Below are 26,125 nucleotides of genomic sequence, written 5' to 3' on the forward strand. Positions count from 1 at the left end.
CGGTCACGCCACCTCCTCGCCCGGGAAGACGTAGGGATCGCTGCCCTCGTCGGGCGGGTTGCCCGGCCTGGTGTCGTTGTTCGTCGCCGTGCTGGAAGCGGCGATGGGCGATTCGGCCCAGAGGGAGCCGTCATCCATCACGTTGACCTGCCGTTGCGGGTCGTAGGCGAACTCTTCCGGGTCGATGTGTACGACGTGCGCGGGTTGGAGACCACGGGCGCCGAACGGCACCCCGGCACGTTCCTCGGTGACGATGGGAATGGGCATGTGCATACCTTCCGTCCGGGTGTGAACTGTGCTGCTTCTGCGAGCGGAGCGCTGCGTGGCGACCTCACTGCCTGCTTCCGGAGCGCTCGCTCCCGGCTGGACGCAGGTGGTCGTGCTCGGCCTCCCAGCCGATGCCGCCCCCGAGCGGGAGGACGAACACGGTGTGTTCCGTCCCGCCCTGGGAGCCGTAAGTCGGTTGCACCGCATGGACCTTTCCCGTGAGCCCCTTGGCGAGATCCACCACGACGGTTCCGCGGGTGATCCAGTCAGGTCGTGTCACCTTGGCTCAGCCTCCGCCCGACTGGGTTGGTCGTGGGGCGGGACACTGACGGGAATGACGAGGTTTCCGCATGCTCAACACTGTGGACCGGTGGACCGGTCCAGTGAGTAGCCGTCAACTTCCTTGTCGGGGTGCGGATTTGTGCAGATCAACGGCGTGCAGAGTAAGCGAAAGAAGCTGGACCGGCGGACCGGTCCAGCTTCCTCTTCGGGATGCTTGACTACATGGCGTAGGTATCCACTTGCTCGAAGAGGGAGGACGGTGTGACCCCTTCCTCGCATGTGAGCGGACGCCCGGTTTGGTCGTAGGCGGTGTGCAGAACGACCGCGACCGGAGTGTCTTCAGAGAGGCCAAGGTGCTGGGCCTCCGGTCCCGTTGCCAGGCGGACCGTGGTGACGTCCACGCCTTCGACGGGGTGGCGTCCGGTCCGCCGCCGGACATAGCGGGTGGTGCCTTCCGCAATCGCGGCGGTCTCCGTGAGTCGCGGTGAAGCCTCGGCCACGTCGGGCGGAAACCAGGCCTCGACGTAGCTGTGCGGCCCGCCGTCCGGCAGTTGCAGCACACGGACTCGCCGTAGCGCCCGCACTCCCGAGCTGATGCGGAGTGCCATGGCCACCCGCGCCGGAGGCTCGACCCAGTCCGGAACGCCGATGCGCAGGAAGGGCATGCCGCCGGTCACGCGCGCCGAACCCGCTCGCCGCGAACCGGCAGGCCGGGCGACCGGGGCCTCGGTCACGATGAAGCCGGTGCCCTGCTTGGCTACGACCACCCCGTCATTGCGCAGCACGTCCATCGCCTTGATCGCGGTCGCGCGCGATACCTGCCACTGCTCGGCCAGGTCTCGCCCTGACGGCACCGTGGCACCGGGTGCGAACTCGCCCGCCGTGATGCGAGCGCGGAGCGACTCCGCGATCTCCTCGTACTTCAGCAGCGCCATCGGCCTTCCCTTCTCCAGTGGCTGGACTGGTCCACCGGTACACACGATACTGGCGTCATGCTGGTACCCGACCTGGCTCCCACCGTGGCCCGCTTCTACGGCGAGACCGTTGATGAGGGCATCCGCCTGCACTGCTCAGCGGACGGCCGCCTCGAACTGGAACGGACGAAAGAACTCCTGCGCCGCTTCCTCCCGCCCGCTCCCGCACGCGTGCTGGATGTCGGCGGAGCGACCGGCGTTCACGCGAAGTGGCTGACGGAGGACGGGTACGAGGTGGACCTCGTGGACCCCGTTCCCCGTCACGTGGAGCAAGCCTCGGCGATCTGCCGGGCCACGTTGGGAGACGCGCGAGCGCTGAGCGCTGCCGACGGCAGTTACGACGCCGTGCTGCTCCTCGGGCCCCTCTACCACCTGCCCGACGCGGCCGACCGGAGCAAGGCACTGGCCGAAGCCCTCCGCGTCGTGGTGCCGGGCGGCTTGGTGGCGGTCGCGGCGATCAACCGCTACTCGCCCCTCTTCGAGCACGTGACCTACTCCCACCTGCACGAAGAACGAGTACGGGCGTCGGTGGAGGCGATCCTCCGCACCTCGGTACACGACGGCCCTGGCTTCACACTGGCGTACTTCCACCGGGCCGAGGAACTCAACGACGAGATGAGCGCCTGCGGGTTCGCCGATGTCCAGGTGCTCGGTGTCGAGGGCCCCGCGTGGTCCCTCCTCAAGGTCGCCGAGAAGCAGCCCGGTCAGGGACCCACCGATGAACTGATCGCGTCGGCCTTGGCCGCCGCGCGCATGGCCGAGCCGTATCCCGAACTGCTCGCCGCCAGCTCCCACTTCCTCGGGTTCGGGCGGAAGCCGACGCCGATGTGACGCCGGATAGGTCACAACTCACTTATCCCGGCGGAAGATGCGGTCGCCCAGCCAGACCAGCGGGTCGTACTTGCGGTCGGCCGTGCGTTCCTTCATCGGGATCAGGGCGTTGTCCGTGATGTGGATCTGCTCGGGGCAGACCTCCGTGCAGCACTTGGTGATGTTGCAGTAGCCGAGACCGTGCACGTCCTGGGCGGTCCTCGCGCGGTCGAGGCCGGTCTCGGCCGCGGCGTCCAGGGGGTGCATGTCGAGTTCGGCGATGCGCATCAGGAAGCGCGGGCCGGCGAAGTCGGGCTTGTTCTCCTCGTGGTCGCGCACCACGTGGCAGGTGTCCTGGCACAGGAAGCACTCGATGCACTTGCGGAACTCCTGCGAGCGCCCGACGTCCTGCTGCGCCATCCGGTACTCGCCCGGCGCCAGCCCCGGCGGCGGGACGAACGACGGGATCTCGCGTGCCTTGGCGTAGTTGAACGAGACGTCCGTGACCAGGTCCCGCAGCACCGGGAAGGCGCGCATCGGGGTCACCGTGACCGTCTCGTCCTCGGCGAACACCGACATGCGGGTCATGCACATCAGCCGCGGCCTGCCGTTGACCTCCGCGCTGCACGAACCGCACTTGCCCGCCTTGCAGTTCCACCGCACCGCGAGGTCGTGCGCCTGGGTGGCCTGGAGGCGGTGGATGACGTCGAGGACGACCTCGCCCTCGTTCACCTCCACCTCGAAGTCCTTCAGCTCACCCCCTTCGGCGTCGCCGCGCCAGACCCTGAAGTGCCCGGTGTAGCTCACTGGCCCAGCTCCTCGTCGGTGAGGTACTTGCGCAGTTCGTCCTTCTCGAACAGGTCCAGCAGGTCGGCGCGGATCGGCGGCATGTCCCGGCGGCGCAGCGTGATCTGCCCGGCGGCCGGGTCCTGAGCGGCCAACTGGTCGGGCGGGGAGGCGAGTTCGCACACCAGGTTGACGCCACGCCAGCGGCGGTCCATCTGCGGATGGTCGTCGCGGGTGTGCCCGCCGCGGCTCTCGGTGCGCTCCAGCGCGGCGCGCGCCACGCACTCGCTCACCAGCAGCATGTTGCGCAGGTCGATCGCCAGGTGCCAGCCCGGGTTGAACTGGCGGTGGCCCTCCACCCCGGCCCGCCGCGACCGCGTCCGCAGGTCGGCCAGCCGGGTCAGCGCCTCCTCCATCTCCTGCTCCTTGCGGATGATGCCGACCAGGTCGTTCATCGTCTGCTGGAGCTCCTGGTGCAGGGTGTACGGGTTCTCGGGCGGCGCCACGGCTCCGCCCGCCCCGCCTGCCGCCCCGCCTGCCGCCCCGCCTGCCGCCCCGCCTGCCGCCCCGCCTGCCGCTCCGACTGCTGCGGGCGCCGCTCCGTCCGTACCCTCCGCCGGTTCCGCGCTGAACGGCCGCAGCGCCTCCGCGGCCGCCGCGTCCACCTGGGCGTCCGCCACCGCGGGCCGCTGCGACGCGGTCAGCGCCTGCGCGTAGCGGGCCGCGTGCAGCCCGGCCCTGCGGCCGAAGACCAGCAGGTCCGACAGGGAGTTGCCGCCGAGCCGGTTGGAGCCGTGCATGCCGCCCGCGACCTCACCGGCCGCGAACAGCCCCGGCACCCCGCCGGCGGCCGCGGTGTCCGGGTCGACGTCCACGCCGCCCATCACGTAGTGGCAGGTCGGCCCGACCTCCATCGGCTCCGCCGTGATGTCCACGTCCGCCAGCTCCCTGAACTGGTGGTGCATCGACGGCAGCCTGCGCTGGATCTCCTGCGCGGGCAGGCGGCTCGCGATGTCCAGGAAGACCCCGCCGTGCGGGGAGCCGCGGCCCGCCTTCACCTCGGAGTTGATGGCCCTGGCCACCTCGTCGCGGGGCAGCAGCTCGGGCGGGCGGCGGTGGGTGTCGGGGTCGGCGTACCAGCCGTCCGCCTCCTCCTCAGAGGTGGCGTACTTGTCCTTGAACACCTCGGGCACGTAGTCGAACATGAACCGCTTGCCGTCGCTGTTGCGCAGCACCCCGCCGTCGCCGCGCACGCCCTCGGTGACCAGGATGCCCTTGACCGACGGCGGCCAGACCATGCCGGTCGGGTGGAACTGCACGAACTCCATGTTGATCAGCGGCGCCCCCGCCAGCAGGGCGAGCGCGTGCCCGTCGCCGGTGTACTCCCAGGAGTTGGACGTCACCTTGAACGACTTGCCGATGCCGCCGGTGGCCAGGACGACCGCGGGCGCCTCGATGACGAAGAAGCGCCCCGACTCGCGTTCGTAGCCGAAGACCCCGGCGACCCGCTCGCCGTCCTTGAGGACCCGGGTGACCGTGCACTCCTGGAAGACCCGCAGCCGCGCCTCGAAATCGCCCGCGTCCGCGAAGTCCTCCTGCTGGAGGGCGACGATCCGCTGCTGGAGGGTGCGGATCAGCTCAAGACCGGTGCGGTCGCCGACGTGCGCCAGCCGCGCGTACTCGTGGCCGCCGAAGTTGCGCTGCGCGATGCGCCCGTCCTTCGTACGGTCGAACAGCGCGCCCCAGGTCTCCAGTTCCCACACCCGCTCGGGCGCCTCCTGGGCGTGCAGTTCCGCCATCCGCCACTGGTTGAGGAACTTGCCGCCGCGCAGGGTGTCGCGGAAGTGCGTCTGCCAGTTGTCGTGCGGGTTGGAGTTGCCCATGCTGGCCGCGATGCCGCCCTCGGCCATCACCGTGTGCGCCTTGCCGAACAGGGACTTGCAGATGACCGCGGTACGCAGGCCCTGGCCGCGCGCCTCGATGGCGGCCCGCAGCCCCGCACCGCCCGCGCCCACCACGACCACGTCGTAGTTGTGCCGTTCGACTGCCGTCATCGCGTCGTGCCCCTCCTAGAAGAACCGCGGGTCGGCGAAGGCGCCGCTCGCGACCAGGTAGACGTAGAGGTCGGCGACCGCCACGCCCACCAGCGACGCCCACGCCAGCGCCATGTGGTGGGCGTTGAGCCGGCTCACCCAGGTCCACATCCGGTAGCGCACCGGGTGCCGGGAGAAGTGCTTGAGCCGGCCGCCCACGATGTGCCGGCACGAGTGACAGGAGAGGGTGTACGCCCAGATCAGCGCGATGTTGGCGAGCAGCACGAGGGTGCCCAGACCCATGTGGCCCCAGTGGCCCGCCGGGTCGCGGAAGCCCAGGGCGGCGTCGTAGCTGAGGATCACCGCGAAGGCGAGCGCGAAGTAGAAGAAGTAGCGGTGGACGTTCTGCAGCACCAGCGGCAGCCGGGTCTCACCGGTGTACCTCGCGTGCGGCTCGGCGACCGCGCACGCCGGGGGAGCGCTCCAGAAGCCCCGGTAGTACGCCTTGCGGTAGTAGTAGCAGGTCAGCCGGAAGCCCAGCGGGAAGATCAGCACGATGAGCGCGGGCGAGATCCCCCACCAGGGCCCGAAGACCGCCAGGTCCGCTCCGCCGCGCATCGGCACGCAGTCGCTCGCGAGGCAGGGCGAGTAGAACGGCGAGACATAAGGCGCCGCGTAGTAGTCCGCGTTCGCGAACGCGCGCCACGTGGAGTAAACGACGAACGCGGTCAGCACCACGACGGTGACCGTGGGCGCGAGCCACCAGCGGTCGGTACGAAGGTGCCGCGCCGGGATCGCGGCGCGACCGGGGGTGTGCACGCCCGCGGGCGGACGCGGGCGCTCGATGCTGGCCAAATCGGTCTCCCCGAGCGTAGGAGCGGTCGCCGTCGCGCGGACGCGGGCGGTCGGTGGGCGCCGTCAGCCGGGGCTCACGGGGCGTGGCGGTCGCGCGCGCCGAGACCTTCCTCCTCCGCGTCACCCCACAGGCTCCGGTCGTAGGGCGCGTCGGGGACCTGCACGATGTCCTGCCGCCCGCTCCCGGCGGCGCCGCGCGTCGTCTCGCGCAGCAGCGCCAGGCTCTCGCGCAGGTGATCCGCGTCGGTGCGCACCCTGCGCATGTCCAGGGTGTGGCCGACCTGCGGTTCGACCGAGGCGAGACCGCGGACCAGATCGTCGAGGTTCCGTTGGATTGCCGACAGATCGTCCTGAAGTGGCATGGTTCGCACCTTATCGAGGGCCGCGTCGGAGACGGGCCAGGCCGAGGGTCGCGTGCGAGAAGTGTCGCGCGTCACACCCGGGGCTGTGAAGAGGGCGTGCCGCCGGGGCGGTCCGGGAGGCGAGGCGGGGCTGCTGTGGATGCCGGGATGGGCCGCCCGGACCGCCGGGCCGGGCTGCCGCGGTCGCCGGGATGGGCCGCCCGGGTGGTGTGCGGCGCCGGGCGGCGCGTGTCGCCCCGCGTGCCCCCGGACCCCTCGCTACCAGTAGATGCGATAAGCGACAAATATCGTCATCAGCGGAGGTACGACCCATGCACCGCACCCCTCGCGCCAGGCGGCGTGCCGCCGGAGCCGCTGCCGCCGCGGGCGTGCTCGCGGCGGCCGCCCTGGCCGGATGCTCCCCGTCCTCCGACGCCGACCACGTACCCGCCGCCGTCGACGTCGCCTCGGCCTCCCGGGGCGCCGTCAAGGACGGCGGCACGCTGCGCTGGGCGGTCGACGACATCCCCGGCACCCTCAACACCTTCCAGGCCGCCGCCGACCAGGAGACCTCCCAGATCGCGGCCGCCACGCTCCCGTCGCTGTTCACGGTGGACGGCGAGGGCAGGCCGCAGCGCGACGGCGACTTCCTCCAGTCGGCGAAGGTGACCTCCACCAAGCCGCAGAAGGTCGTCTACCAGCTGAACCCCAAGGCCGTCTGGAGCAACGGGCGCCCGCTGTCGGCCGCCGACTTCACCGCCCAGTGGAAGGCGCTCAGCGGTGCGAACGCCTCGTTCTGGAGCGCGCACAACGCGGGCTACGACCGGATCGCCTCGGTGCGCCAGGGCAAGGACGCCCACGAGGTCGAGGTCACCTTCAAGGAGCCGACGGCGGACTGGCAGTCGCTGTTCACCCCGCTGTACCCGAAGGAGGTCACCGGCACCCCGGACGCCTTCAACGACAGCGCCCGCGACAGCCTGAAGGTCTCGGCGGGCCCGTTCGCGGTGCAGTCGGTCGACACCTCCGCCGGCACCGCGACGCTGGCGCGCGACCCGAAGTGGTGGGGCGACCGGGCCAAGCTGAGCCACCTGGTCTTCACCGCCGTCCCCGCCGCCAAGCGCGCCGCCGCCCTCGCCGACGGCACCGTCGACGTCGCCAGGATCGACACCTCCGCGCAGTCCCGCGTCGAGGGCGAACGCGGCATCCGCGTCCACCGCACGCTCGACCCGTCGTACACCCAGCTCACCCTGAACGGCGCCTCAGGACCGCTCACCGACCAGCGGGTGCGGCAGGCGGTGGCGCGGGCCATCGACCGGCAGGCGATCGCCACCTACGTGCTCAAGCCCGCCGGGCTGCCCGCCAGCACCCTCGGCAACCACCTCGTGCTCGGTTCGCAGTACGGCTACCGCGACGACAGCTCCGCGGTCGGCGGCACCGACGTGAAGTCCGCGCAGGCGCTGCTGGCCGACGCGGGCTGGCAGCAGGGTCACGCGGCGCAGGCCACGCCGGGCGCGAAGGCGGCGGGCCCGGAGCCGGGCAAGCCGGTGCCGTCCGGCTCGGCGAGCGCGAGCGGGACCGCCTCGGCCTCCCCGTCGGGCTCCGCCTCGCCGTCCGGTTCCGCCGCAGGCGACGACGGCACCGAGGCCGCCGACGCCACCCAGTCCGCGGGCACCGCCCAGGCCGCCGACCAGCAGGCGATCGTGCAGCCCGCGGCGGTGCGGATGAACAAGGCCGGACACCCGCTCGCGCTGCGCTTCGTCCTGCCGCAGGACTCGCCCACCCTGGACGCGGTCGGCGACCGCATCGCCCACATGCTCGCGGCCGTCGGCGTGCGCACCGAGATCGACAAGGTCAGCGACGACAGCTTCTTCCACGACCACATCGCCTCCGGCGACTTCGACCTGGCCCTGTACGACTGGCCGGGCAGCGCCTACCCGGCCTCCGACGCCCGGCCGGTCTACGGCAAGCCGGTCCCGGCCGCCGACGGCTCGCTGACCGTGCGGGAGAACTACTCGCGGGTCGGCACCGACCGCATCGACCAGCTGCTGGACCAGGCCGGGGACGAGCTGGACCAGAGCAGGGCGCAGGACCTGACCGCGCAGGCCGACGAGCGGATCTGGGCGGAGGCCGGTTCGGTGCCGCTGTACCAGCCGCCGCAGCTGGTGGCCACCCGCACCTCGGTCGCCAACGCGGGCGCGTTCGGCTTCCTCACCCCGCGCTACCAGGACATCGGCTTCCGCAAGTAGCCGTACGACTTCCGCAAGTAGCCGTACGACCCGCGCACCCGGGCGCCGCGAGGGGCCCACGTGACGGGGTACGCACACCGCCGGGGCGGCCGATGCCGCCCCGGCCCCGTACCATGGGGTCAGGCCGTGGCGTGACGTTGCCCGGCGGGCGCGGGTACCGGACCACGGCACGCGCCGTCATCCACGAATCCGGGAGAAGCGCCGCAGTATGCCCACGCGCCACGACATCCGCAATGTCGCCATCGTCGCCCACGTCGACCACGGCAAGACCACGCTGGTCGACGCCATGCTCAAGCAGGCCGGAGCCTTCGCCGCCCATCAGCACGTCGACGACCGCGTGATGGACTCCAACGACCTGGAGCGTGAGAAGGGCATCACGATCCTGGCGAAGAACACCGCGGTCAAGTACCACCCCAAGGGCGGCGGCGACCCGGTCACCATCAACATCATCGACACCCCCGGCCACGCCGACTTCGGCGGCGAGGTCGAGCGCGGCCTGTCCATGGTGGACGCGGTCGTGCTGCTGGTGGACGCCTCCGAGGGCCCGCTGCCGCAGACCCGTTTCGTGCTGCGCAAGGCGCTGTCCGCGCGGCTGCCGGTCATCCTGTGCATCAACAAGACCGACCGCCCCGACTCGCGGATCGACGAGGTCGTCAACGAGACCTACGACCTCTTCCTCGACCTGGACGCCGACGAGGACCAGATCGAGTTCCCGATCGTCTACGCCTGCGCCCGCGACGGCATCGCCTCGCTGACCAAGCCGCAGGACGGCACCGTCCCGGCCGACAGCGAGAACCTGGAGCCGTTCTTCTCCACGCTGCTGGAGCACGTCCCCGCGCCGACGTTCGACGACGCCGCGCCGCTCCAGGCGCACGTCACCAACCTCGACGCCGACAACTTCCTCGGCCGTATCGCGCTGCTGCGCGTCGAGCAGGGCCACCTGCGCAAGGGCCAGACGGTGGCGTGGATCAAGCGCGACGGCTCGATCCAGAACGTGCGCATCACCGAGCTGATGATGACCGAGGCGCTCACCCGCAAGCCCGCCGAGGAGGCCGGCCCGGGCGACATCTGCGCGGTCGCCGGTATCCCGGAGATCATGATCGGCGAGACGCTGGCCGACCCGGAGAACCCCATCGCGCTGCCGCTGATCACGGTGGACGAGCCGGCCATCTCGATGACCATCGGCACCAACACCTCCCCGCTGGTCGGCAAGGGCGGCAAGGGCCACAAGGTCACCGCCCGCCTGGTCAAGGACCGCCTGGAGCGCGAGCTGATCGGCAACGTGTCGCTGCGCGTGCTGCCCACCGAGCGCCCCGACGCCTGGGAGGTGCAGGGCCGCGGTGAGCTGGCGCTGGCGATCCTGGTGGAGACCATGCGCCGGGAGGGCTTCGAGCTGACCGTCGGCAAGCCCGAGGTGGTCACCAAGCAGGTCGACGGCAAGGTCCACGAGCCGATCGAGCGGATGACCATCGACTCGCCCGAGGAGCACCTCGGCGCCATCACCCAGCTGATGGCCGCCCGCAAGGGCCGCATGGAGACGATGACCAACCACGGCTCCGGCTGGATCCGGATGGAGTGGATCGTGCCGTCGCGCGGCCTGATCGGCTTCCGCACCGAGTTCCTCACCCAGACCCGCGGCACCGGCATCGCCCACTCGATCTTCGAGGGCCACGAGCCGTGGTTCGGCGAGCTGCGCACCCGCAACAACGGTTCGCTGGTCGCCGACCGCGCGGGCGTGGTGACCGCGTTCGCGATGACCAACCTCCAGGAGCGCGGCGTGCTGTTCGTCTCGCCGACCACCGAGGTGTACGAGGGCATGATCGTCGGCGAGAACTCGCGCGCCGACGACATGGACGTGAACATCACCAAGGAGAAGAAGCTGACGAACATGCGGTCCTCGACCGCGGACGTCACCGAGTCCCTGGTCCCGCCACGCCTGCTGTCGCTGGAGCAGTCCCTGGAGTTCTGCCGCGACGACGAGTGCATCGAGGTCACCCCGGAGACGGTCCGCATCCGCAAGGTCGTCCTCGACCAGAAGGAGCGCGGCCGCGCCGCGGCCCGCGCCAAGCGCTGACGCCGTCCCGCACGGGACCGCCCGCGCGCGACCCCATGGGCCGCCCTCCGCTCGCACGCGGAGGGCGGCCCTTGCGACGGGTTCCTGGATCAGTGGGCCGCCCGGCGCACTGATCTGGACCTCGACGCCATGGGCACGATCGGCCGTGTCCTGCGGCTGTCGCGGCTGGTCAGCGGGCGGCTGAAGGACCACTCCGCCCAGCACGGCATGGAGACATGGGAGTTCGACGCCCTGGCCACGCTCCGGCGCAGCGGTGAACCGCTGACCGCCAAGGCGCTCGCCGGGACCGTCATGATCGGCTCGGTCGCCCTGACCAACCGCGTCGACCGGCTCGTCGCCCGTGGTCTCGTCAGCCACGACGCCGTTCCGGGAGACCGCCGCAGCCTGCACATCGCCCTCACGGACGAGGGGCGGGACCTGGTCGACCGTGTGGTGGTGGGCCACGCGCGCAATCAGCAGGACATCCTGTCGGGTCTGGACGGCGACGAGCGGGACGACCTGGCGCGGATCCTGCGCGAGCTGCTCGTGTCGCTGGGGGACGTTCCCTGAGGACCCGGTCGTGATCCGGAGCGGCTCGGCCGCGACGCCGTCCGATGCGGGGGGCCGGCCGGCGGGCGTACTGCGATCGGGCGGAATCCGGCGAGCGGATCGCGCTCGTTCGGCGGGGGTCGGCCGCCTGGTGGACATTCGGTGTTATCGAGGGATGAGCAGAACATATGACTCGTCCTCGAGGGAGGCGCCGATGCGTTCAGGCACGCGCGTGAAGTGGGCGGTGTGCGCCGCGGCGGTGGCGGTCGCGGCGACCGCCTGCGGCGGAGGCGGCGGGGACGGTGGCGGGGTCAACGGCATCGTGCGGGCCTCCTGGGGCGATCCGCAGAACCCGCTGGAGCCGGCCAACACCAACGAGGTGCAGGGCGGCAAGGTCCTGGACATGATCTTCCGCGGCCTGAAGAAGTACGACCCGCGGACCGGCGCCGCCGAGAACTGGCTCGCGAAGTCCATCACCACCACCGACCAGCAGGACTTCACCATCACCCTGAAGCCCGGCTGGAAGTTCTCCAACGGCGAGCCGGTGACCGCCCACTCCTTCGTCGACGCCTGGAACTACGGCGCGGCGCTGAAGAACAAGCAGGTCAACGCGAGCTTCTTCTCGTACATCGACGGCTACGACCAGGTGCACCCGGACTCCGGCAACCCGACCGCGACCACGATGTCCGGGCTGAAGGTCAAGGACGACGACACCTTCACCGTGCGGCTCACCCAGAAGTTCTCCACCTGGCCGGACACCCTCGGCTACTCGGCGTTCTACCCGCTGCCCCGGTCGTTCTTCACCGACCACGCGGGCTGGCTGAGCAAGCCGGTCGGCGACGGGCCGTACAAGGTCTCCTCGTACACCAAGGGCTCGTTGATGGCGCTGCGCACCTGGCACGGCTACCAGGGCACGGACAAGGCCCGCAACGGTGGCGTGGACCTGCGGGTCTACACCGACAACAACACCGCCTACACCGACCTCCAGGCGGGCAACCTCGACCTGGTCGACGACATCCCGGCCACCCAGCTGAAGAACGTCAAGCGCGACCTCGGCTCGCGCTACATCAACCAGCCGGCCGGCATCATCCAGACCATCTCGTTCCCGATGTACGACCCGAAGTGGACCGGCGCGAACTCCGACAAGCTGCGCCAGGGCATCTCGATGGCCATCGACCGCGCCTCCATCACCAAGCGCATCTTCGACGGCACCCGCACCCCCGCCTCCGACTGGACCTCCCCGGTGCTCGGCGCCCGTGGCGGCTTCAAGGAGGGGCTGTGCGGCGGCGTCTGCGCCTTCGACCCGGCGCAGGCCAGGAAGCTGATCAAGGAGGGCGGCGGACTTCCCGGCGGCCGCATGCAGATCGCGTACAACGCGGACACCGGCTCCCACAAGGAGTGGATCGACGCGGTCTGCAACAGCGTCAACAACGTGCTGGGCAACGACAACGCGTGCGTCGGCGCGCCGGTTGGCACCTTCGCCGACTTCCGCAACCAGATCACCGCCAAGTCCGAGACCCAGCCGTTCCGCGCGGGCTGGCAGATGGACTACCCGCTCATCCAGGACTTCCTCCAGCCGCTGTACTACACCGGCGGGTCCTCCAACGACTCGCACTGGAGCGACAAGGACTTCGACTCGCTGGTGAACCAGGCCAACGCGCAGTCGGACAGCGCGCAGGCGGTCACCGCCTTCCAGAACGCCGAGCGCATCCTCGCCGCCCAGGTCCCGGCGATCCCGCTGTGGTACCAGAACGGCAACGCGGGCTACGCCTCCAACCTGTCGAACGTGGCACTCAACCAGTTCAGCGTGCCGGTCTACAACGAGATCACCGTGCACTGACCGCCCGTCGGCGCGCGGCGGGCGATGTCCCCCTCCGTGCGCCGGACCTCAGCTGAAACGATCCTCCAACCCCCGGCGGGGAGGCCCCATGGGACGGTACGTGATCCGGCGGCTGCTCCAGATGGTCCCGGTCTTCATCGGCAGCACGCTGCTGATCTTCGTGATGGTGTACGCGCTCGGCGACCCCGTGGCGGCCCTGTTCGGCGACCGCGCCCCCGACCCGGCCACCGCCGCGCAGATCCGCAAGGACCTCTACCTCGACCACCCGCTGTGGCAGCAGTACGTGCACTACATGGCGCAGATCTTCCAGGGGAACTTCGGCACCGCCTTCGACGGCCAGCCGGTGCTCACCCTGATGTCCACGGCCTGGCCGCTGACCATCCGGCTCACCATCGTCGCCGTCGTCGTGGAGGCCGTGATCGGTGTCGTCCTCGGCCTGTTCAGCGGGCTGCGGCGGGGGCGGACGGTGGACTCCGGCGTGCTGGTGCTCACCCTCGTCGTGGTGTCCGTGCCGACGTTCGTCAGCGGCTACGTGCTCCAGTACCTGTTCGGCGTCGAGTGGAACCTCGTCAACCCCTCGGTCTCGCCCGCCGCCCCCTTCAGCGAACTCCTGCTGCCCGGCATCGTGCTGGCCCTGGTCTCGCTCGCCTACGTGACCCGGCTGACCCGCACCTCCGTCGTCGAGAACCACCGCGCCGACTACGTGCGCACCGCGATCGCCAAGGGCCTGCCGCGCCACCGGGTGGTCCTGCGCCACCTGCTGCGCAACTCCCTCATCCCGGTCGTCACCTTCATCGGCACCGACATCGGCGCCCTGATGGGCGGCGCCATCGTCACCGAGCGCATCTTCAACATCCACGGCGTCGGCTACCAGCTCTACCAGGGCATCCTGCGCCAGAACTCCCCGACCGTCGTCGGCTTCGTCACCATCCTGGTGATCGTCTTCCTGATCGCGAACCTGCTCGTCGACCTGCTCTACGCGGTCCTGGACCCGAGGATCCGGTATGCCTGAACCCTCCAGCGCCCAGGACCCGGCCGAGTCCGTCGGCAACGCCGGCGCGGGCGGCACCATGGACTTCGCCGCCGAACAGGCCGGCTCGCTCACCGCGCCACCACCCGGGGAACACCTCGTACCGGAGGGCGGGACCACGACGGGAAAGCCGCGCAGCCTGTGGTCGGACGCCTGGCACGACCTGCGGCGCAACCCGGTCTTCGTGGTCTCCGCACTCGTCATCGTCTTCCTCGTGCTGATCTCCATCTGGCCGAAGCTCATCGCCTCCGGCAACCCGCTCGCCTGCGACATCAACAAGTCGCAGGACGGCCCGGCCCCCGGCCACCCCTTCGGCTTCGACCTCCAGGGCTGCGACGTCTACACCCGCACCGTCTACGGCGCCCGCGCCTCGGTCACCGTCGGGGTGTGCGCGACGGCGGGTGCGGCGATCCTCGGCAGCGTGCTGGGCGGGCTCGCCGGGTTCTTCGGCGGCTGGTGGGACGCGGTGCTCTCCCGGATCAGCGACGTCTTCTTCGGCATCCCCATCGTGCTGGGCGGCCTGGTCTTCCTGTCCGTCGTCACCAACACCACGGTCTGGCCGGTGATCGGCTTCATCGTGCTGCTGGGCTGGCCGCAGATCGCCCGTATCGCGCGCGGCGCGGTCATGACCGCCAAGCAGCACGACTACGTGCAGGCCGCCCGGGCGCTCGGCGCGGGCAACACCCGCATCCTGCTGCGCCACATCGCGCCCAACGCCGTCGCCCCGGTCATCGTCGTCGCCACCATCGCGCTGGGCACCTACATCGCGCTGGAGGCCACCTTGTCCTTCCTGGGCGTCGGCCTGAAACCGCCGACCGTCTCCTGGGGCATCGACATCTCCACCGCGTCCACCGAGATCCGCGACGCCCCGCACATGCTGCTGTGGCCGGCCGGGGCGCTCAGCGTCACGGTGCTGGCGTTCATCATGCTCGGCGACGCGGTGCGCGACGCCCTCGACCCCAAGTTGCGCTGAGGAGGCGGCAGATGGACACGCTGACCGAGTCCCCGCTGGTCCCGCGGACCGACACCCTGCTGGACGTACGCGACCTGCACGTGGAGTTCCGCACCCGGGACGGGATCGCCAAGGCCGTCAACGGGGTCAGCTACGCGGTCGCGCGGGGCGAGACGCTCGCCGTGCTGGGCGAGTCCGGGTCGGGCAAGTCGGTGACCGTGCAGGCGGTGATGGGCATCCTCGACTCCCCGCCCGGCTTCGTCACCCGCGGCGAGATCCTCTTCCGCGGCGAGAACCTGCTGACGATGCCCGCCGACCAGCGGCGCAAGGTGCGCGGCGCGAAGATGGCGATGATCTTCCAGGACGCGCTGTCCGCCCTCAACCCGGTGCTCACCGTGGGCTACCAGCTCGGCGAGATGTTCGTGGTGCACCGCGGGATGTCGCGCAGGGACGCGCGGGCGATGGCGGTCGAGCTGATGGACCGGGTGCGCATCCCGGCCGCGCGGCAACGCGTCGGCGACTACCCGCACCAGTTCTCCGGCGGCATGCGGCAGCGCATCATGATCGCGATGGCGATGGCCCTGGAACCCGACCTGATCATCGCCGACGAGCCCACCACCGCACTCGACGTGACCGTACAGGCCCAAGTGATGGATCTGCTGGCCGAGTTGCGGCAGGAGATGGGGATGGGCCTGATCCTCATCACCCACGACCTCGGGGTGGTCGCCGACGTCGCCGACCGCATCGCCGTGATGTACGCGGGCCGCATCGTGGAGACCGCGCCCGTGCACGACATCTACCGCGCCCCGGCGCACCCGTACACCAAGGGCTTGCTGGAGTCGATCCCGCGACTGGACCGCAAGGGCAAGGAGCTGTACGCGATCCGGGGCCTGCCGCCCAGCCTGACCGACGTACCGCCGGGCTGCGCCTTCAACCCGCGCTGCCCGATGGCCCGGGAGCGCTGCCGTACCGAGGTGCCGCCGCTGTACCGCGTCACGGCGGAGCGCGGCAGCGCCTGCCACTACTGGGAGGAGTGCGTCGGTGACGACTGACCGGCGGGGCGCCCGCGAACCCATCCTCCAGGTCAAGGGCCTGGTCAAGCACTTCCCGCTGACCCGGGGCGTGCTGTTCAGGAAGCAGGTCGGCGCGGTGCGGGCGGTCGACGGCGTCGACTTCGACCTGTACCCCGGCGAGACCCTCGGCGTCGTCGGCGAGTCGGGCTGCGGCAAGTCCACGGTGGCCAGGGTGCTGATGAACCTGGAGCCGCCCACCTCGGGCCGGGTGCTGTACAAGGGCGAGGACATCACCCGGCTGTCCGGCCCCGCCCTGAAGGCGGTGCGCCGCAACATCCAGATGGTCTTCCAGGACCCGTACACCTCGCTCAACCCCCGCATGACGGTGGGCGACATCGTCGGCGAGCCCTTCGACATCCACCCCGAGGTCGCGCCGCGCGGCGACCGGCGGCGCCGGGTGCGCGAACTGCTCGACGTCGTCGGCCTCAACCCCGAATACGTCAACCGCTATCCCCACCAGTTCTCCGGCGGCCAGCGCCAGCGCATCGGCATCGCGCGCGGCCTCGCCCTCAACCCCGAGATCATCATCTGCGACGAGCCGGTCTCGGCGCTGGACGTCTCGGTGCAGGCGCAGGTGGTCAACCTGATGGAGCGGCTGCAACGGGAGTTCGGCCTCGCCTACGTCTTCATCGCCCACGACCTGTCCATCGTGCGGCACATCTGCGACCGGGTCGCGGTGATGTACCTCGGGCGGATCGTGGAGACCGGCGGCGACGCGCAGATCTACGAGCACCCCACCCACCCCTACACCCAGGCGCTGCTGTCCGCCGTGCCGGTGCCCGACCCGGACGCCCGCGGCGGCCGCGACCGCATCCTGCTCACCGGCGACGTGCCTTCCCCGGCGGCCGTCCCGTCCGGCTGCCGCTTCCGCACGCGGTGCTGGAAGGCGGAACCGCGGTGCGAGGAGCGGATGCCGGAACTGGCCGTGCCGCGAGCCTTCCGCGACAGCGGAACGCCCGCGGAACACCCGAGCGCCTGCCACTTCGCGCAGGAACGCGTACGGGTACTGCCGGGGGAGGAGCCGGTCAACTAGAGCCCAGCTTCAAACGGCTCTCGTCCTCAGCCGTGGCGTGACGGCCGAGGCCTGGCGTGGAGGTGGTCAGAAGTTGAAACCGAGGTTTGAGGAATGCAGAAGGACGATGTACCAGATGACGGCCAGGATCATGACGACGATGGCTAGCCCCAACAGGATGAACAGGCCGGCACGCAGTACGGGGTTCTTCGGTGTCCGGTAGGGCATGTGTGGTTTCTCCTCCGCCAGACGGTGGGCACCGCGCGCAGCGGTGCCCACCGTCTTTCCGGTCAGATCAGCTCAGGGCGTCTTGGAGCGCCTTAGCGTATGCGCTGGCTCCGATGTCGTTCGGGTGATAGGACTCCATGCTCGCCGGGGCGGATACCGACCACTTCCTGTCGGAAGCAATGTCTGACGAGGGGGCCTTGGTGAACTCGTGCAGCCCTTCCGCCGAATCGCAGATCAGATGCCCCTTCCATTCGGAGCTCGGGTCGTAGAAGCTGGCCTTTCCGTCCGTCTTCGCGGTCTGCATGGCGCTGGCCAGTTGGGTATTCATTTCGCCGCCCCAGCTGGCGAGGAGGTTCAGGTCGTCTGCCGCGAGGGGGGCGGAGGTACACGTTGTCACGCCGGTGTCGAACAGCACCGGATAGCCAAGATCCACGATCCTGGCATTCGGGGCGACGGTGTGAACAAGTTCGGTGAGGCTCATCACGTTCGTGGCTGCGTTGTCGATGTTGTTCCGCACGGTTGCGTCCGACGGGCAGCTTCCCAGGACGCAGTCCGTCAAGGTGTTCGCGAACCCCGCGTCGTCGCCACCAAAGGTGTAGGCGATCAACGTGGTGTCAGGTCCGATGAAGCCTGAATAGAGTTGTGGGATCTCTCCGAACTGGCCGTCCTGCGTCGCGTCGTAGGTGCGGGCGCCGTTACAGGCCACGGTGTGGAAGTCGAGCGTCGGGTCGTCCGCGTCATCACGGTCCCCGATACTCGTCGTTGTTCCCGGAAGAATTGTCTGGCGGATCCACGACCGCCTGGAGCGCACGCATGCGTCGTAGTCAGCCGGCGCGGTCGCCCCGGGGGCCAGGCGCGGCCCGGAGGTATCGGAGTTGGGGTAGTAGTCACCGACGCCGACACCGGACGCGTAGGAATCGCCGAGCTGCGTCACCTCGTCGGCCGGCTTCCCCGGCAGCGGGGAGAACGCGACTGCGTCCCAGGCGATCGAGTCGTCGGCGGTCGCGCCATAGGCGTAGTTGGTGAGTGTGACGCCCTGCCAGTCGCTTCCGGGCTTGAAGTCGATCGCGCCAAGAGAGACCCACTCATTGGCGCGGTCATGCGCGTTGATGACGCGGTTGGTCGTCGCCGAGCCCGTGTGGACGGTGTAGATCTCCTGCTGCGCCGTGGAGCCGGTGTCCGGTACGTGGACCCACACCCGCTGGTAGCCAGAGATCTTCTGGCTGAGCTTCCAGTCGCCGGTGATGGCCATGTCGCCGTCGGCGAGGACCGGTGTGGACAGGAACGAGTCGACCGCTGCGCCGTTCGCCGCGAACTTTCCCGTCGACGAGTCGTACCAGGTCGCCGAGTCGTTCAGGTTGGTCACGCCACCGTTGACGTCTCGTGTGTGCGCGTACCAGAAGTGCGCGTTGTAGCCGCCTCCGACCTGGTGCAGGTCACCGCGTGCTTCGAACTCTCCACTGGAGTCGGCCAGGAAGGTGAAGGCGAAGGACCCGTCGTTCTGGGTGTCCTTGGCGCAGTCCGTGCGGTAGGTCGGAACCGACGACGGCAGCGAGTCGATGACCTTGGTTCCAGATGGCAGGGGAGAAGTGGAGCAGATGGGCTGGCCCACGCCTCCGTGCCCCCGGCCGGGCTCACTCCGAAGCGTCTGGTACTTGATCGACTCGTTGCCGCAGGTGGTGGCGCAGTCGTCCTTCCAGGTGGCGTTGGAGTGCCACCAGTGCAACACGTCGCAGCCTTGCAGATGCTGGGTCTCGCACGGTGGTGGATTGTTGATGTCGCAGGCGTTGTCGGTCGTCGTGCAGAAGGTGTCCAGCGGCGGCTTGACCGCTTCCCGGTTGGCCGGGCCGGTCGTCGAGCTGCCGTTCCACCAGGCGGGGTTGAAGCCCATGGTGCCGTACCCCGCGTCGCCGGGCTGCTGCTGATTACCGTTGTCGTCGAACGACCAGCCGGTGTCCTGCGACCAGGCGGCCCAGCCCATGACCTTCTCCTCATAGGGCCAGTCCTGCGGGTGCGCCGCGTCCTGGTTGGCGTCGACGTCGTAGGAGGTGTCCATGAACGGACCACGTGCGAACGGGTAGATGGGGTTGGCCGGATTCCCGTACCAGCCCAAGCCCCAGTTGCCGGACGGGTCGGACCCTGGGGCGTTGAAGCCCTCGTTGTAGTTCCACACCGAGGCGAACCAGTTCTCGATCTTCGACGGGTCGTCGTTGTTGATCGTGATGGTCTGACCGGGGGTGTGGATCTCATTCCACTTGTCCGAGATCAGCTGGACGGCCTTGGCGATGTTGACGGTGTAGTCGAGGCTGATCGCGAGCTGCTCGTTGTACGGCATCTCGGTCTCGTTCGGCTTCGGATGCGCGGGCACCCTCATGCCGTCGGTGATCTGGCCGATCCCGTACCCGCAGTCGGAGTTCGTCCAGTCGATCTGCCAGTACGCGGTACCCGACACGCTCGGATGTCCGTAGAAGCCGTTCTGGCTGGTCAGCGGGGATGAAGTCTGACCCGCGATCGCCCCGCCCTCGGCCTGCCAGAGATTCGACTCCTGGGCCAGGATCCCGAGGATGACTTGCGCCGGGACGTGGGCGCCGGAGTGACCGGTCAGCGAGGGCGCCGGGAACATGGTGTCGGGGTCGACCGTGGAGTCCTCCTCCTGGCTGCGCCAGCCACCCTGGGTGATGTAGCCGGCGTGCAGGTCGTTGCGAACGGCCATGTCGACGGCCCATTCGACCTGATTCGGGGTCGGCTGGAGGGCCTGGATGTTCGGGTCGTTACGGGCGACCGCGCACCACCGGTTGGCGTCGGTGGTGGCGCCGGAGGTGCCGGAAGCGTTCGGCTTGACCCCCGGCCGCGGAGGCGGGGCGAGCGCGGGGGACACCGCTGCGCCAGCGCCCTTGGCCTGGTCGGCTCCGGTGGACGCGGCGAATGACACTGCCTTGCCGGTCTCCGGGACGGTCGCGTTGATCTGCACAGGGCCGGCAGTCTGCTGCTGTGAGAGGGACCCGACAGGCTGCTTGACCCGGGCGGCGATGCCGGGTGCGGTCACATCGGTGACCGCGAGTTGCCCATCGGTGGAGATCGTCGCGTCCGACCGGGCGTTCAGCTTCGTCACACCCGTGGGCAGAGCGCTCGTACGAGTGGGGGTGCCGGTGAGATAGACCTGGGCGGACCCGGACTGGGTGAGAGCCAGCTTCCCGATGGGCGCGGAGGCGAAGGCCGTCACCTTCCTGCCGGAGAGATGCTTGGCGATCTGCGCCGTTCCCGTCTGGTCCACGAAGTCGATTCCGCCGGAAGCGTCAGCGTGGATGTCGTACGGAGCCCGGCTTCCTCTGGCCAGTGTCGACATTTTGCCGTGCGAGTCGATGGCCACCAGCTGATTGCCGGTGGCTCCCACCAGTTCGCCGCCCGCTGTTGTGCCGGAAGTGATCTCGGCGTTCACGGCCACCAGGCCGGTGCGCTTGCCGGTGTCGTCCACCGTGACCAGCTGAGTCCTGTCACCGTCGAGCTGTGTGAAGGTCGCGGTGTGGGCGGTGGTGTCACAGGTGGGATCGAAGTACGCCAACGTGGCAGTGAACGGGAGCTTCGTCACCCGGCCCGTCGTGAGGTCGACGATCGCGGTGAAGGCGCCGCGCTCCATGAGGTCCTGCTCGTTGGTGAAGTCCCGGGGAGCGTAGGCGACCGCGAGGTGGTCGGGATCGGTCTGGCAGGAGTCGCCGATCCACATGTCGGTGTCGAAACCCGGCTCGGACAGGGTCGTCACGGACCGCCACGCGTAGCCCTGCTTGGCCTCCGCGGCCAGGACGTGAACGCCGGTGGAGTCCGGGGAGATGACGGCGGCCTTGTCCGTGGACGACTTCCAGCCCTTCGGTAAAGCGCCATCCGGGTTGTCGACTCCGCCCGTCGACACTGTGGATGCGGCAGCCTGTGGAGGCCGGGGTCTGGTTGCTGCGGTTGCTCCTGGCGCCTGGGTCAGCGTGATGGCGACGGTTGTCGCGACGATGCCGGCGATGGCTCCCAGGGGCACCTTGGCGCGTATGCGCATGGTGTCCTTCCCTTTGGGGCCCGTGCCGCTCGATCGGCCCGCTACGCGATGCATGCGGGATGCCGACGAGCTGTGGACGGGCTGGGCTCACGGTATGAGCGAGGTAAGGGTGCCACAGGGAAACCCGGAATCGCCGTACAGCTTGTCGGAATTCGCGAGACTCAAGGCCGTGACCGCAATCACATAGTGACGCTGTGTTACTTGTTAAAGCGTCGGTTTGTCCAGTCATGCTGGAGATTGGTCGGATCTTTCGCGAAATCCTCGCTACGTCAAGTCGCTGAATTTCCACAAATGGAACAAGACAGTCCAGTTTTGATCGATAATCACTTCGCGTGCATCGTTCGAGCCCATACGGTCACACCGGACGCGTCCGTGTGGCGGCTTCCGAGAGGGAAGGCGCTCACGGGCATGACTGAATGGGGGACCCATGTTCATCGCACGCAACGCAGCACGCCTCGCCGTCGCAGGTGTCACCACGCTGATGTCGGCCCTGGCCTTCGCCACCGCGCCGGCGCAGGCCGCGACGTTCCGGAACGCGGAACAGCACATCAGCACCGCACAGGCCCTCCGGATCAAGCCCACCGCCCAGATGAAGGCCGACGGGACCACGGTCTGCGGAAGCGGCTACAACACGATCATCGCCGCGCAGCGCTTCACCGGAACCGGTGGCACCCCGCTCGGCGATGTGTACTCGTACACCAATGGCAAGGTGACTGGTCCCAACTATGAGGACAAGCAGGTCTGCGCCGCCTTCTTCAACGACCTCGGTGTTAGTCGCTACATGAAGATCACCTTCTGTGACAACTACACCGCGGACAAGTGTGCCGTAGACTCCGGCAATTACTCTTCGTACGCCGGGCCCGTGTACCAGAACCGTGGCTATTGCGGCACGATCAGCGTCGTCATGAACAACGGCAACACCGCCGTCATCAACGGCAGCATCGGCAGCAGTCCCTGTAACTGATCCACCCGTAGGAGAGCACCCCGTGATACGACAGCACCGTCTCGCCACCCTCGTGGCTGCCGCAGCCCTTCTCTCGGCCGCGGGGTGCTCCTCCTCGCACCACGACCAGGCCACGCCCACACATTCCGCCACCATCCCGGCGTCTCTTACCGTGTCACCGACGCCGTCGCCATCACTGACTGCGTCACCCACCCCGTCCAACCCCTATGAGGGCATTCCTGCCGGGGTCACCACGGTGACGCCCTACGTCACGCCACCCGTCGTCGCCTCCTCCGGGGACGTACGCGTCCTCAAGCCCACGGCGGACGGGAAGATCGTTCACGTTCCCGTCGACATCACCAACCACGGTAAGGACGCGGCTGATTACCGCGTCACCGTTCGGGTCTACGCCGGCAATGACACCAGCTACTTCAAGACCGTCACCGTGGACAGCGGACTTCTGCAGCCCGGGGGCGGAACGCAGTCCTCATACCTCGTCAACGACCCGTACCAGATCATGGTCTACGACCCTCAGGCCAAAATCGTGAAGGTCACCCGCACTCCTCGATAGAAGAGAACCTCGCCCCGGCTTCGGCTGGCGGGAACGGGAGCGGTGATTTGGGCTACGTCTCCTCTTCCTGCGGTGTCCCTTCCTCCAGCGCCGCGAGCGCCGGGTCCAGGACGACCGTGCGGTCGCGGACGACGGTCGGCTCCTCCGGGAAGTGGCAGGCCGTCAGGTGGCCTTCCGCGTTGCCCTCGACGCGCGTCAACGGGGGCTCCTCGGCCGCGCACTTGTCCCGCGCCTTCCAGCACCGCGTGCGGAAGCGGCAGCCGGACGGGGGGTCGACGGGGGAGGGGACGTCACCGGCGAGCCGGATGCGTTCGCGGCCCTGCGCGTCGGGGTCGGGTTCGGGGGCCGCCGACAGCAGGGCGTGGGTGTACGGGTGGCGGGGGCGGCGGTAGAGGGCGTCGCGGTCGCCGGTCTCCACGATCCGGCCCAGGTACATCACCGCCACCCGCTGCGAGAAGTGCCGGACGACGGCCAGGTCGTGGGCGATGAACAGGAACGCGATACCCCGCTCGCGCCGCAGCTCCCGCAACAGGTTGACCACCTGCGCCTGGATGGAGACGTCCAGCGCGGAGACCGGCTCGTCGGCCACGATCAGCTTCGGGGACAGCCCCAACGCCCGCGCGATGCCGACGCGTTGACGCTGTCCGCCGGAGAACTCGTGCGGGAAGCGGTTGTAGTGCTCGGGGTTGAGGCCGACCGTCTCCAGCAGCTCGCGCACCCGCTTCTCCCGGCCGCCCGGCGGGTCGATCCCGTTGATCTCCATCGGCCCGGAGACGATCGCGCCCACCGTCTGGCGGGGGTTGAGGGACGCGTACGGGTCCTGGAAGATCATCTGGATCTCGCTGCGCACCGGGGCGAGCTGCTTGCGGGTGGCGTGCGTGATGTCGCGGCCCCGGTAGGCGATCCGGCCCGCGGTGGGCTCCAGCAGCCGGGTCACCAGCCGCCCGGTGGTGGACTTCCCGCAGCCCGACTCGCCGACCAGCCCCAGCGCCTCGCCCTCGCGCACCGCGAAGTCCACGCCGTCCACCGCCCGCACCGCGCCCACCTGCCGCTTGAGCAGGAAGCCCTGGAGCACGGGGAAGTGCTTGACCAGTCCGGACACTTCGAGCAGCGGCGCGCCCGCCGAGCCGTCCACGGGCGGCTTCCCCGACGCGCCCACCCGCGGAGCCTCCCGCCCGCTCACCGGACCGCCCCCGGCGTCAGCTCCCGCACCCGTTCGTCCGGCAGATGGCAGGCCGAGGCGCGGCCGCCGCCCTCCGGGGCCAGCGGGGGCCGCTCGACGCGGCACCGGTCGTCCGGCACCTGGTCGCGGTACGGGCAGCGCGGGTGGAACGGGCAGCCCGGCGGCGGTGTCAGCAGGCTCGGCGGGGTGCCGGGGATCGGCCGCAACGGCTCGTCGGCGTCGTCCGTCATCCGCGGCAGCGACCCCAGCAGGCCCCACGTGTACGGGTGGCGCGGCGACTTGAGGATGTCGCGGACCGTCCCGCGTTCCACGCACCGCCCCGCGTACATCACCAGCACCTCGTCGCAGACCCCCGCGACCACCCCGAGGTCGTGGGTGACGAAGACGATCGCGGTGCCGCGTTCGCGTTGCAGGTCGGCCAGGAGGTCCAGGATCTGCGCCTGCACGGTCACGTCCAGGGCGGTCGTCGGCTCGTCGGCGATGAGCAGTTCGGGGTCGCAGACCAGGGCCAGCGCGATCATCGCCCGCTGCCGCATGCCGCCGGAGAAGTGGTGCGGGTAGTCGTCGACCCGGCGTTCGGGGCGCGGGATGCCGACCCGGCCCAGCATCTCGACCGCGCGGCGCCGGGCCCGCGCGCGGCTCGCGCCGGTGTGCTTGCGGTACGGCTCGGCGATCTGGCGGCCCACGGTGTAGTACGGCGACAGGGCGGTCAGCGAGTCCTGGAAGATCATCGACATGGTGTTGCCGCGCAGCCGCTCCAGGGCGCGCCGGGGCGCGTGCGTCAACTCCCTTCCGTCGAGCAGGATGTCGCCGGTGACCGTGGTGACGCGCGGGTCGTGCAGGCCGAGGACGGCGAGGTTGGTCACCGACTTGCCCGAGCCGGACTCGCCGACGATGCCCAGGGTGCGGCCGCGCGGCAGGTCGAAGGAGAGCCCGTCGACCGCCTTGACGAGGCCGTCCTCGGTGGCGAACCGCACCCGCAGGTCGCGCACCGACAGGAACGGCTCGGTCCCGGGCGTCCCTTCCGGCGGTCCGGTGGGCCGGTCCTCGGTCGCGGTGGTCACACGCACCCTCCTCACAGCAGCCGGACACGGGGGTCGATGAAGGCGTAACTGGCGTCGATGACCACGTTGAACAGCACGATCGCGCACGAGCTGAAGAGCATCACGCCCATCTCCAGCGGCAGGTCGGTCTGCGTCACCGCGGCCACCGCGAGCTGGCCCAGGCCGTGCAGCCCGAACGTCGTCTCGGTGATGATCGCGCCGCCGAAGACCGAGCCGAGGTCGATGCCGAAGAGCGTGACGATCGGGCCCATCGCGCCGCGCAGCGCGTAGCGGAAGAAGACGTAGCCGCGGCCCATGCCCTTCGCGCGGGCGGTGCGCACGTGCTCCTCCGCCAGCTGCTCGATCATCAACGACCGCGTCTGGCGGCTGTAGTTGGACCAGAAGATCACCGACATCACCAGGCACGGCAGCACCAGCCCGCCGACCGCGCCCGCCGGATCATGCGACCAGTCCGGGTCCGCGCCCGGGTCCAGCCAGCGGAGGCGGTCGACGAGCAGGTAGATGGCGAGCGGCCCGATGAAGTAGATCTGCACCGACTGGCCCATCAGCGACACCGAACTGGCGAGCCGGTCGAACAGCGAGCCCCGCGTCCACGCGGAGACCAGCCCGAGCCCGACGCCCACGGTCAGGAACACCGCGGCGCCGCCCACCGCCAGGGACAGCGTGGTGGGGTAGCGGCTGGACAGGATGGTCCACACTGGGGCGTCGTTGGCGAACGACAGCCCGAAGCAGGGCGCCGGGCAGTTGCCCAGCGGCAGCCTGCGGCCGGTGAAGATGCCGGCCATGTACTCCCCGTACTGCACCGGGACCGGCTTGTCGAGGCCGAGGTTGTGGTGGATCAGCGCGACGTTCGCCGGGGTGCAGTTCTTGCCGCACGACAGGAGCGCCGGGTCGCTGGGCAGCGTGAAGAACAGCAGGTAGGTCAGAGCGCTGATCAGGGCCAGGATGACGACCGCGCCGAGCAGGCGGCGCACCAGGAATCGCAGCATGC

The 26,125-nt window shown here is 69.7% G+C and carries 23 protein-coding genes; 11 read left to right on the plus strand and 12 right to left on the minus strand.

The genetic code is table 11. The features are described 5' to 3' along the window. Window positions 1-3: 3 nt before the first annotated feature. From tgmA to K7472_RS04530, 3 genes are all read right to left on the minus strand, one after another. On the minus strand, window positions 4-267 hold the full coding sequence (tgmA, locus tag K7472_RS04520; protein WP_222974075.1) for a putative ATP-grasp-modified RiPP: 264 nt from the start codon (window positions 265-267) through the stop codon (window positions 4-6). 64 nt (window positions 268-331) lie between these two features. After that, window positions 332-469 carry a hypothetical protein gene (locus K7472_RS04525; protein ID WP_222974077.1) on the minus strand — a complete coding sequence of 46 codons (138 nt, stop codon included), beginning with the start codon at window positions 467-469 and terminating at the stop codon, window positions 332-334. A 298-nt stretch (window positions 470-767) separates the two neighbouring features. Continuing rightward, window positions 768-1,484 carry a GntR family transcriptional regulator gene (locus K7472_RS04530; protein WP_222974079.1) on the minus strand — a complete coding sequence of 239 codons (717 nt, stop codon included), beginning with the start codon at window positions 1,482-1,484 and terminating at the stop codon, window positions 768-770. Window positions 1,485-1,541: 57 nt separating this feature from the next. Here K7472_RS04530 and K7472_RS04535 point away from each other — a divergent pair, with 57 nt between their 5' ends. Next, window positions 1,542-2,354 carry a class I SAM-dependent methyltransferase gene (locus K7472_RS04535; protein WP_222974081.1) on the plus strand — a complete coding sequence of 271 codons (813 nt, stop codon included), beginning with the start codon at window positions 1,542-1,544 and terminating at the stop codon, window positions 2,352-2,354. 18 nt (window positions 2,355-2,372) lie between these two features. On the opposite strand, the gene K7472_RS04540 is transcribed toward K7472_RS04535, so the two are convergent. The 4 genes from K7472_RS04540 to K7472_RS04555 form a co-directional block, all read right to left on the minus strand. Next, complete coding sequence (locus K7472_RS04540) at window positions 2,373-3,140, minus strand: succinate dehydrogenase/fumarate reductase iron-sulfur subunit (protein WP_222974083.1); 768 nt, start codon at window positions 3,138-3,140, stop codon at window positions 2,373-2,375. Further along, entirely contained in the window at window positions 3,137-5,173 is a 2,037-nt protein-coding gene (locus K7472_RS04545; RefSeq protein WP_222974085.1) for a fumarate reductase/succinate dehydrogenase flavoprotein subunit, read from the minus strand. The genes K7472_RS04540 and K7472_RS04545 overlap by 4 nt, the downstream gene beginning before the upstream one ends. 15 nt (window positions 5,174-5,188) lie before the next feature. After that, a complete protein-coding gene (gene sdhC / locus K7472_RS04550; protein ID WP_222974087.1) occupies window positions 5,189-6,007 on the minus strand; it encodes a succinate dehydrogenase subunit SdhC in 819 nt (272 codons plus the stop codon). Window positions 6,008-6,081: 74 nt separating this feature from the next. Next, window positions 6,082-6,369 carry an Rv0250c family protein gene (locus K7472_RS04555; RefSeq protein WP_222974089.1) on the minus strand — a complete coding sequence of 96 codons (288 nt, stop codon included), beginning with the start codon at window positions 6,367-6,369 and terminating at the stop codon, window positions 6,082-6,084. A 311-nt stretch (window positions 6,370-6,680) separates the two neighbouring features. Between K7472_RS04555 and K7472_RS04560 the strand changes: the two genes are divergently transcribed. The 8 genes from K7472_RS04560 (at window position 6,681) to K7472_RS04595 (ending at window position 17,124) form a co-directional block, all read left to right on the plus strand. Next, window positions 6,681-8,594 carry an ABC transporter family substrate-binding protein gene (locus K7472_RS04560; RefSeq protein WP_222974091.1) on the plus strand — a complete coding sequence of 638 codons (1,914 nt, stop codon included), beginning with the start codon at window positions 6,681-6,683 and terminating at the stop codon, window positions 8,592-8,594. 208 nt (window positions 8,595-8,802) lie between these two features. Further along, a complete protein-coding gene (gene typA / locus K7472_RS04565; RefSeq protein WP_222974094.1) occupies window positions 8,803-10,668 on the plus strand; it encodes a translational GTPase TypA in 1,866 nt (621 codons plus the stop codon). Window positions 10,669-10,797: 129 nt separating this feature from the next. After that, a complete protein-coding gene (locus tag K7472_RS04570) occupies window positions 10,798-11,217 on the plus strand; it encodes a MarR family winged helix-turn-helix transcriptional regulator (protein WP_222974096.1) in 420 nt (139 codons plus the stop codon). A 193-nt stretch (window positions 11,218-11,410) separates the two neighbouring features. Beyond that, window positions 11,411-13,036, plus strand: a complete 1,626-nt coding sequence (locus K7472_RS04575; RefSeq protein ID WP_222974098.1) for a peptide ABC transporter substrate-binding protein — start codon at window positions 11,411-11,413, stop codon at window positions 13,034-13,036. A gap of 88 nt (window positions 13,037-13,124) precedes the next feature. Then, complete coding sequence (locus K7472_RS04580; protein ID WP_222974100.1) at window positions 13,125-14,048, plus strand: ABC transporter permease; 924 nt, start codon at window positions 13,125-13,127, stop codon at window positions 14,046-14,048. Further along, entirely contained in the window at window positions 14,041-15,039 is a 999-nt protein-coding gene (locus K7472_RS04585; protein ID WP_222974102.1) for an ABC transporter permease, read from the plus strand. Before K7472_RS04580 ends, K7472_RS04585 begins: the two co-directional genes overlap by 8 nt. A gap of 11 nt (window positions 15,040-15,050) precedes the next feature. After that, a complete protein-coding gene (locus tag K7472_RS04590; protein ID WP_222974104.1) occupies window positions 15,051-16,070 on the plus strand; it encodes an ABC transporter ATP-binding protein in 1,020 nt (339 codons plus the stop codon). Further along, window positions 16,060-17,124, plus strand: coding sequence for an ABC transporter ATP-binding protein (locus tag K7472_RS04595; protein ID WP_222974106.1), 1,065 nt, complete (start codon window positions 16,060-16,062; stop codon window positions 17,122-17,124). Before K7472_RS04590 ends, K7472_RS04595 begins: the two co-directional genes overlap by 11 nt. 66 nt (window positions 17,125-17,190) lie before the next feature. On the opposite strand, the gene K7472_RS04600 is transcribed toward K7472_RS04595, so the two are convergent. Both K7472_RS04600 and K7472_RS04605 read right to left on the minus strand, forming a co-directional pair. After that, entirely contained in the window at window positions 17,191-17,382 is a 192-nt protein-coding gene (locus K7472_RS04600; protein WP_222974108.1) for a hypothetical protein, read from the minus strand. Between the two features lie 16 nt (window positions 17,383-17,398). Further along, window positions 17,399-21,373 carry an SGNH/GDSL hydrolase family protein gene (locus K7472_RS04605; protein ID WP_222974110.1) on the minus strand — a complete coding sequence of 1,325 codons (3,975 nt, stop codon included), beginning with the start codon at window positions 21,371-21,373 and terminating at the stop codon, window positions 17,399-17,401. 427 nt (window positions 21,374-21,800) lie between these two features. On the opposite strand from K7472_RS04605, the gene K7472_RS04610 reads away from it, so the two are divergent. After that, window positions 21,801-22,337, plus strand: coding sequence for a hypothetical protein (locus K7472_RS04610; protein WP_222974112.1), 537 nt, complete (start codon window positions 21,801-21,803; stop codon window positions 22,335-22,337). A gap of 235 nt (window positions 22,338-22,572) precedes the next feature. After that, on the plus strand, window positions 22,573-22,887 hold the full coding sequence (locus tag K7472_RS04615; RefSeq protein ID WP_222974114.1) for a hypothetical protein: 315 nt from the start codon (window positions 22,573-22,575) through the stop codon (window positions 22,885-22,887). A 52-nt stretch (window positions 22,888-22,939) separates the two neighbouring features. Here K7472_RS04615 and K7472_RS04620 read toward each other — a convergent pair whose 3' ends face one another. From K7472_RS04620 to K7472_RS04630, 3 genes are read right to left on the minus strand one after another with little or no spacing between them, the layout of a single operon-like run. After that, a complete protein-coding gene (locus K7472_RS04620) occupies window positions 22,940-24,046 on the minus strand; it encodes an ABC transporter ATP-binding protein (protein ID WP_222974116.1) in 1,107 nt (368 codons plus the stop codon). 20 nt (window positions 24,047-24,066) lie between these two features. Next, window positions 24,067-25,134 carry an ABC transporter ATP-binding protein gene (locus tag K7472_RS04625; RefSeq protein ID WP_222974119.1) on the minus strand — a complete coding sequence of 356 codons (1,068 nt, stop codon included), beginning with the start codon at window positions 25,132-25,134 and terminating at the stop codon, window positions 24,067-24,069. Between the two features lie 11 nt (window positions 25,135-25,145). After that, a complete protein-coding gene (locus K7472_RS04630) occupies window positions 25,146-26,123 on the minus strand; it encodes an ABC transporter permease (protein ID WP_222974121.1) in 978 nt (325 codons plus the stop codon). Window positions 26,124-26,125 lie beyond the last annotated feature (2 nt).

Source organism: Streptantibioticus parmotrematis (assembly GCF_019890615.1).
GTDB classification, from domain to species: Bacteria; Actinomycetota; Actinomycetes; order Streptomycetales; family Streptomycetaceae; genus Streptantibioticus_D; species Streptantibioticus_D parmotrematis.

Coding starts and splice junctions, on each gene's coding strand:
- K7472_RS04605 (WP_222974110.1), bottom strand. CDS start 21,373: ATGCGCATACGCGCCAAGGTGCCCCTGGGAGCCATCGCCGGCATCGTC.
- K7472_RS04535 (WP_222974081.1), top strand. CDS start 1,542: ATGCTGGTACCCGACCTGGCTCCCACCGTGGCCCGCTTCTACGGCGAG.
- K7472_RS04530 (WP_222974079.1), bottom strand. CDS start 1,484: ATGGCGCTGCTGAAGTACGAGGAGATCGCGGAGTCGCTCCGCGCTCGC.
- K7472_RS04580 (WP_222974100.1), top strand. CDS start 13,125: ATGGGACGGTACGTGATCCGGCGGCTGCTCCAGATGGTCCCGGTCTTC.
- K7472_RS04610 (WP_222974112.1), top strand. CDS start 21,801: ATGTTCATCGCACGCAACGCAGCACGCCTCGCCGTCGCAGGTGTCACC.
- K7472_RS04545 (WP_222974085.1), bottom strand. CDS start 5,173: ATGACGGCAGTCGAACGGCACAACTACGACGTGGTCGTGGTGGGCGCG.
- K7472_RS04630 (WP_222974121.1), bottom strand. CDS start 26,123: ATGCTGCGATTCCTGGTGCGCCGCCTGCTCGGCGCGGTCGTCATCCTG.
- typA (WP_222974094.1), top strand. CDS start 8,803: ATGCCCACGCGCCACGACATCCGCAATGTCGCCATCGTCGCCCACGTC.
- K7472_RS04555 (WP_222974089.1), bottom strand. CDS start 6,369: ATGCCACTTCAGGACGATCTGTCGGCAATCCAACGGAACCTCGACGAT.
- K7472_RS04585 (WP_222974102.1), top strand. CDS start 14,041: ATGCCTGAACCCTCCAGCGCCCAGGACCCGGCCGAGTCCGTCGGCAAC.
- K7472_RS04590 (WP_222974104.1), top strand. CDS start 15,051: ATGGACACGCTGACCGAGTCCCCGCTGGTCCCGCGGACCGACACCCTG.
- K7472_RS04560 (WP_222974091.1), top strand. CDS start 6,681: ATGCACCGCACCCCTCGCGCCAGGCGGCGTGCCGCCGGAGCCGCTGCC.
- tgmA (WP_222974075.1), bottom strand. CDS start 267: ATGCCCATTCCCATCGTCACCGAGGAACGTGCCGGGGTGCCGTTCGGC.
- K7472_RS04570 (WP_222974096.1), top strand. CDS start 10,798: ATGGGCACGATCGGCCGTGTCCTGCGGCTGTCGCGGCTGGTCAGCGGG.
- K7472_RS04575 (WP_222974098.1), top strand. CDS start 11,411: ATGCGTTCAGGCACGCGCGTGAAGTGGGCGGTGTGCGCCGCGGCGGTG.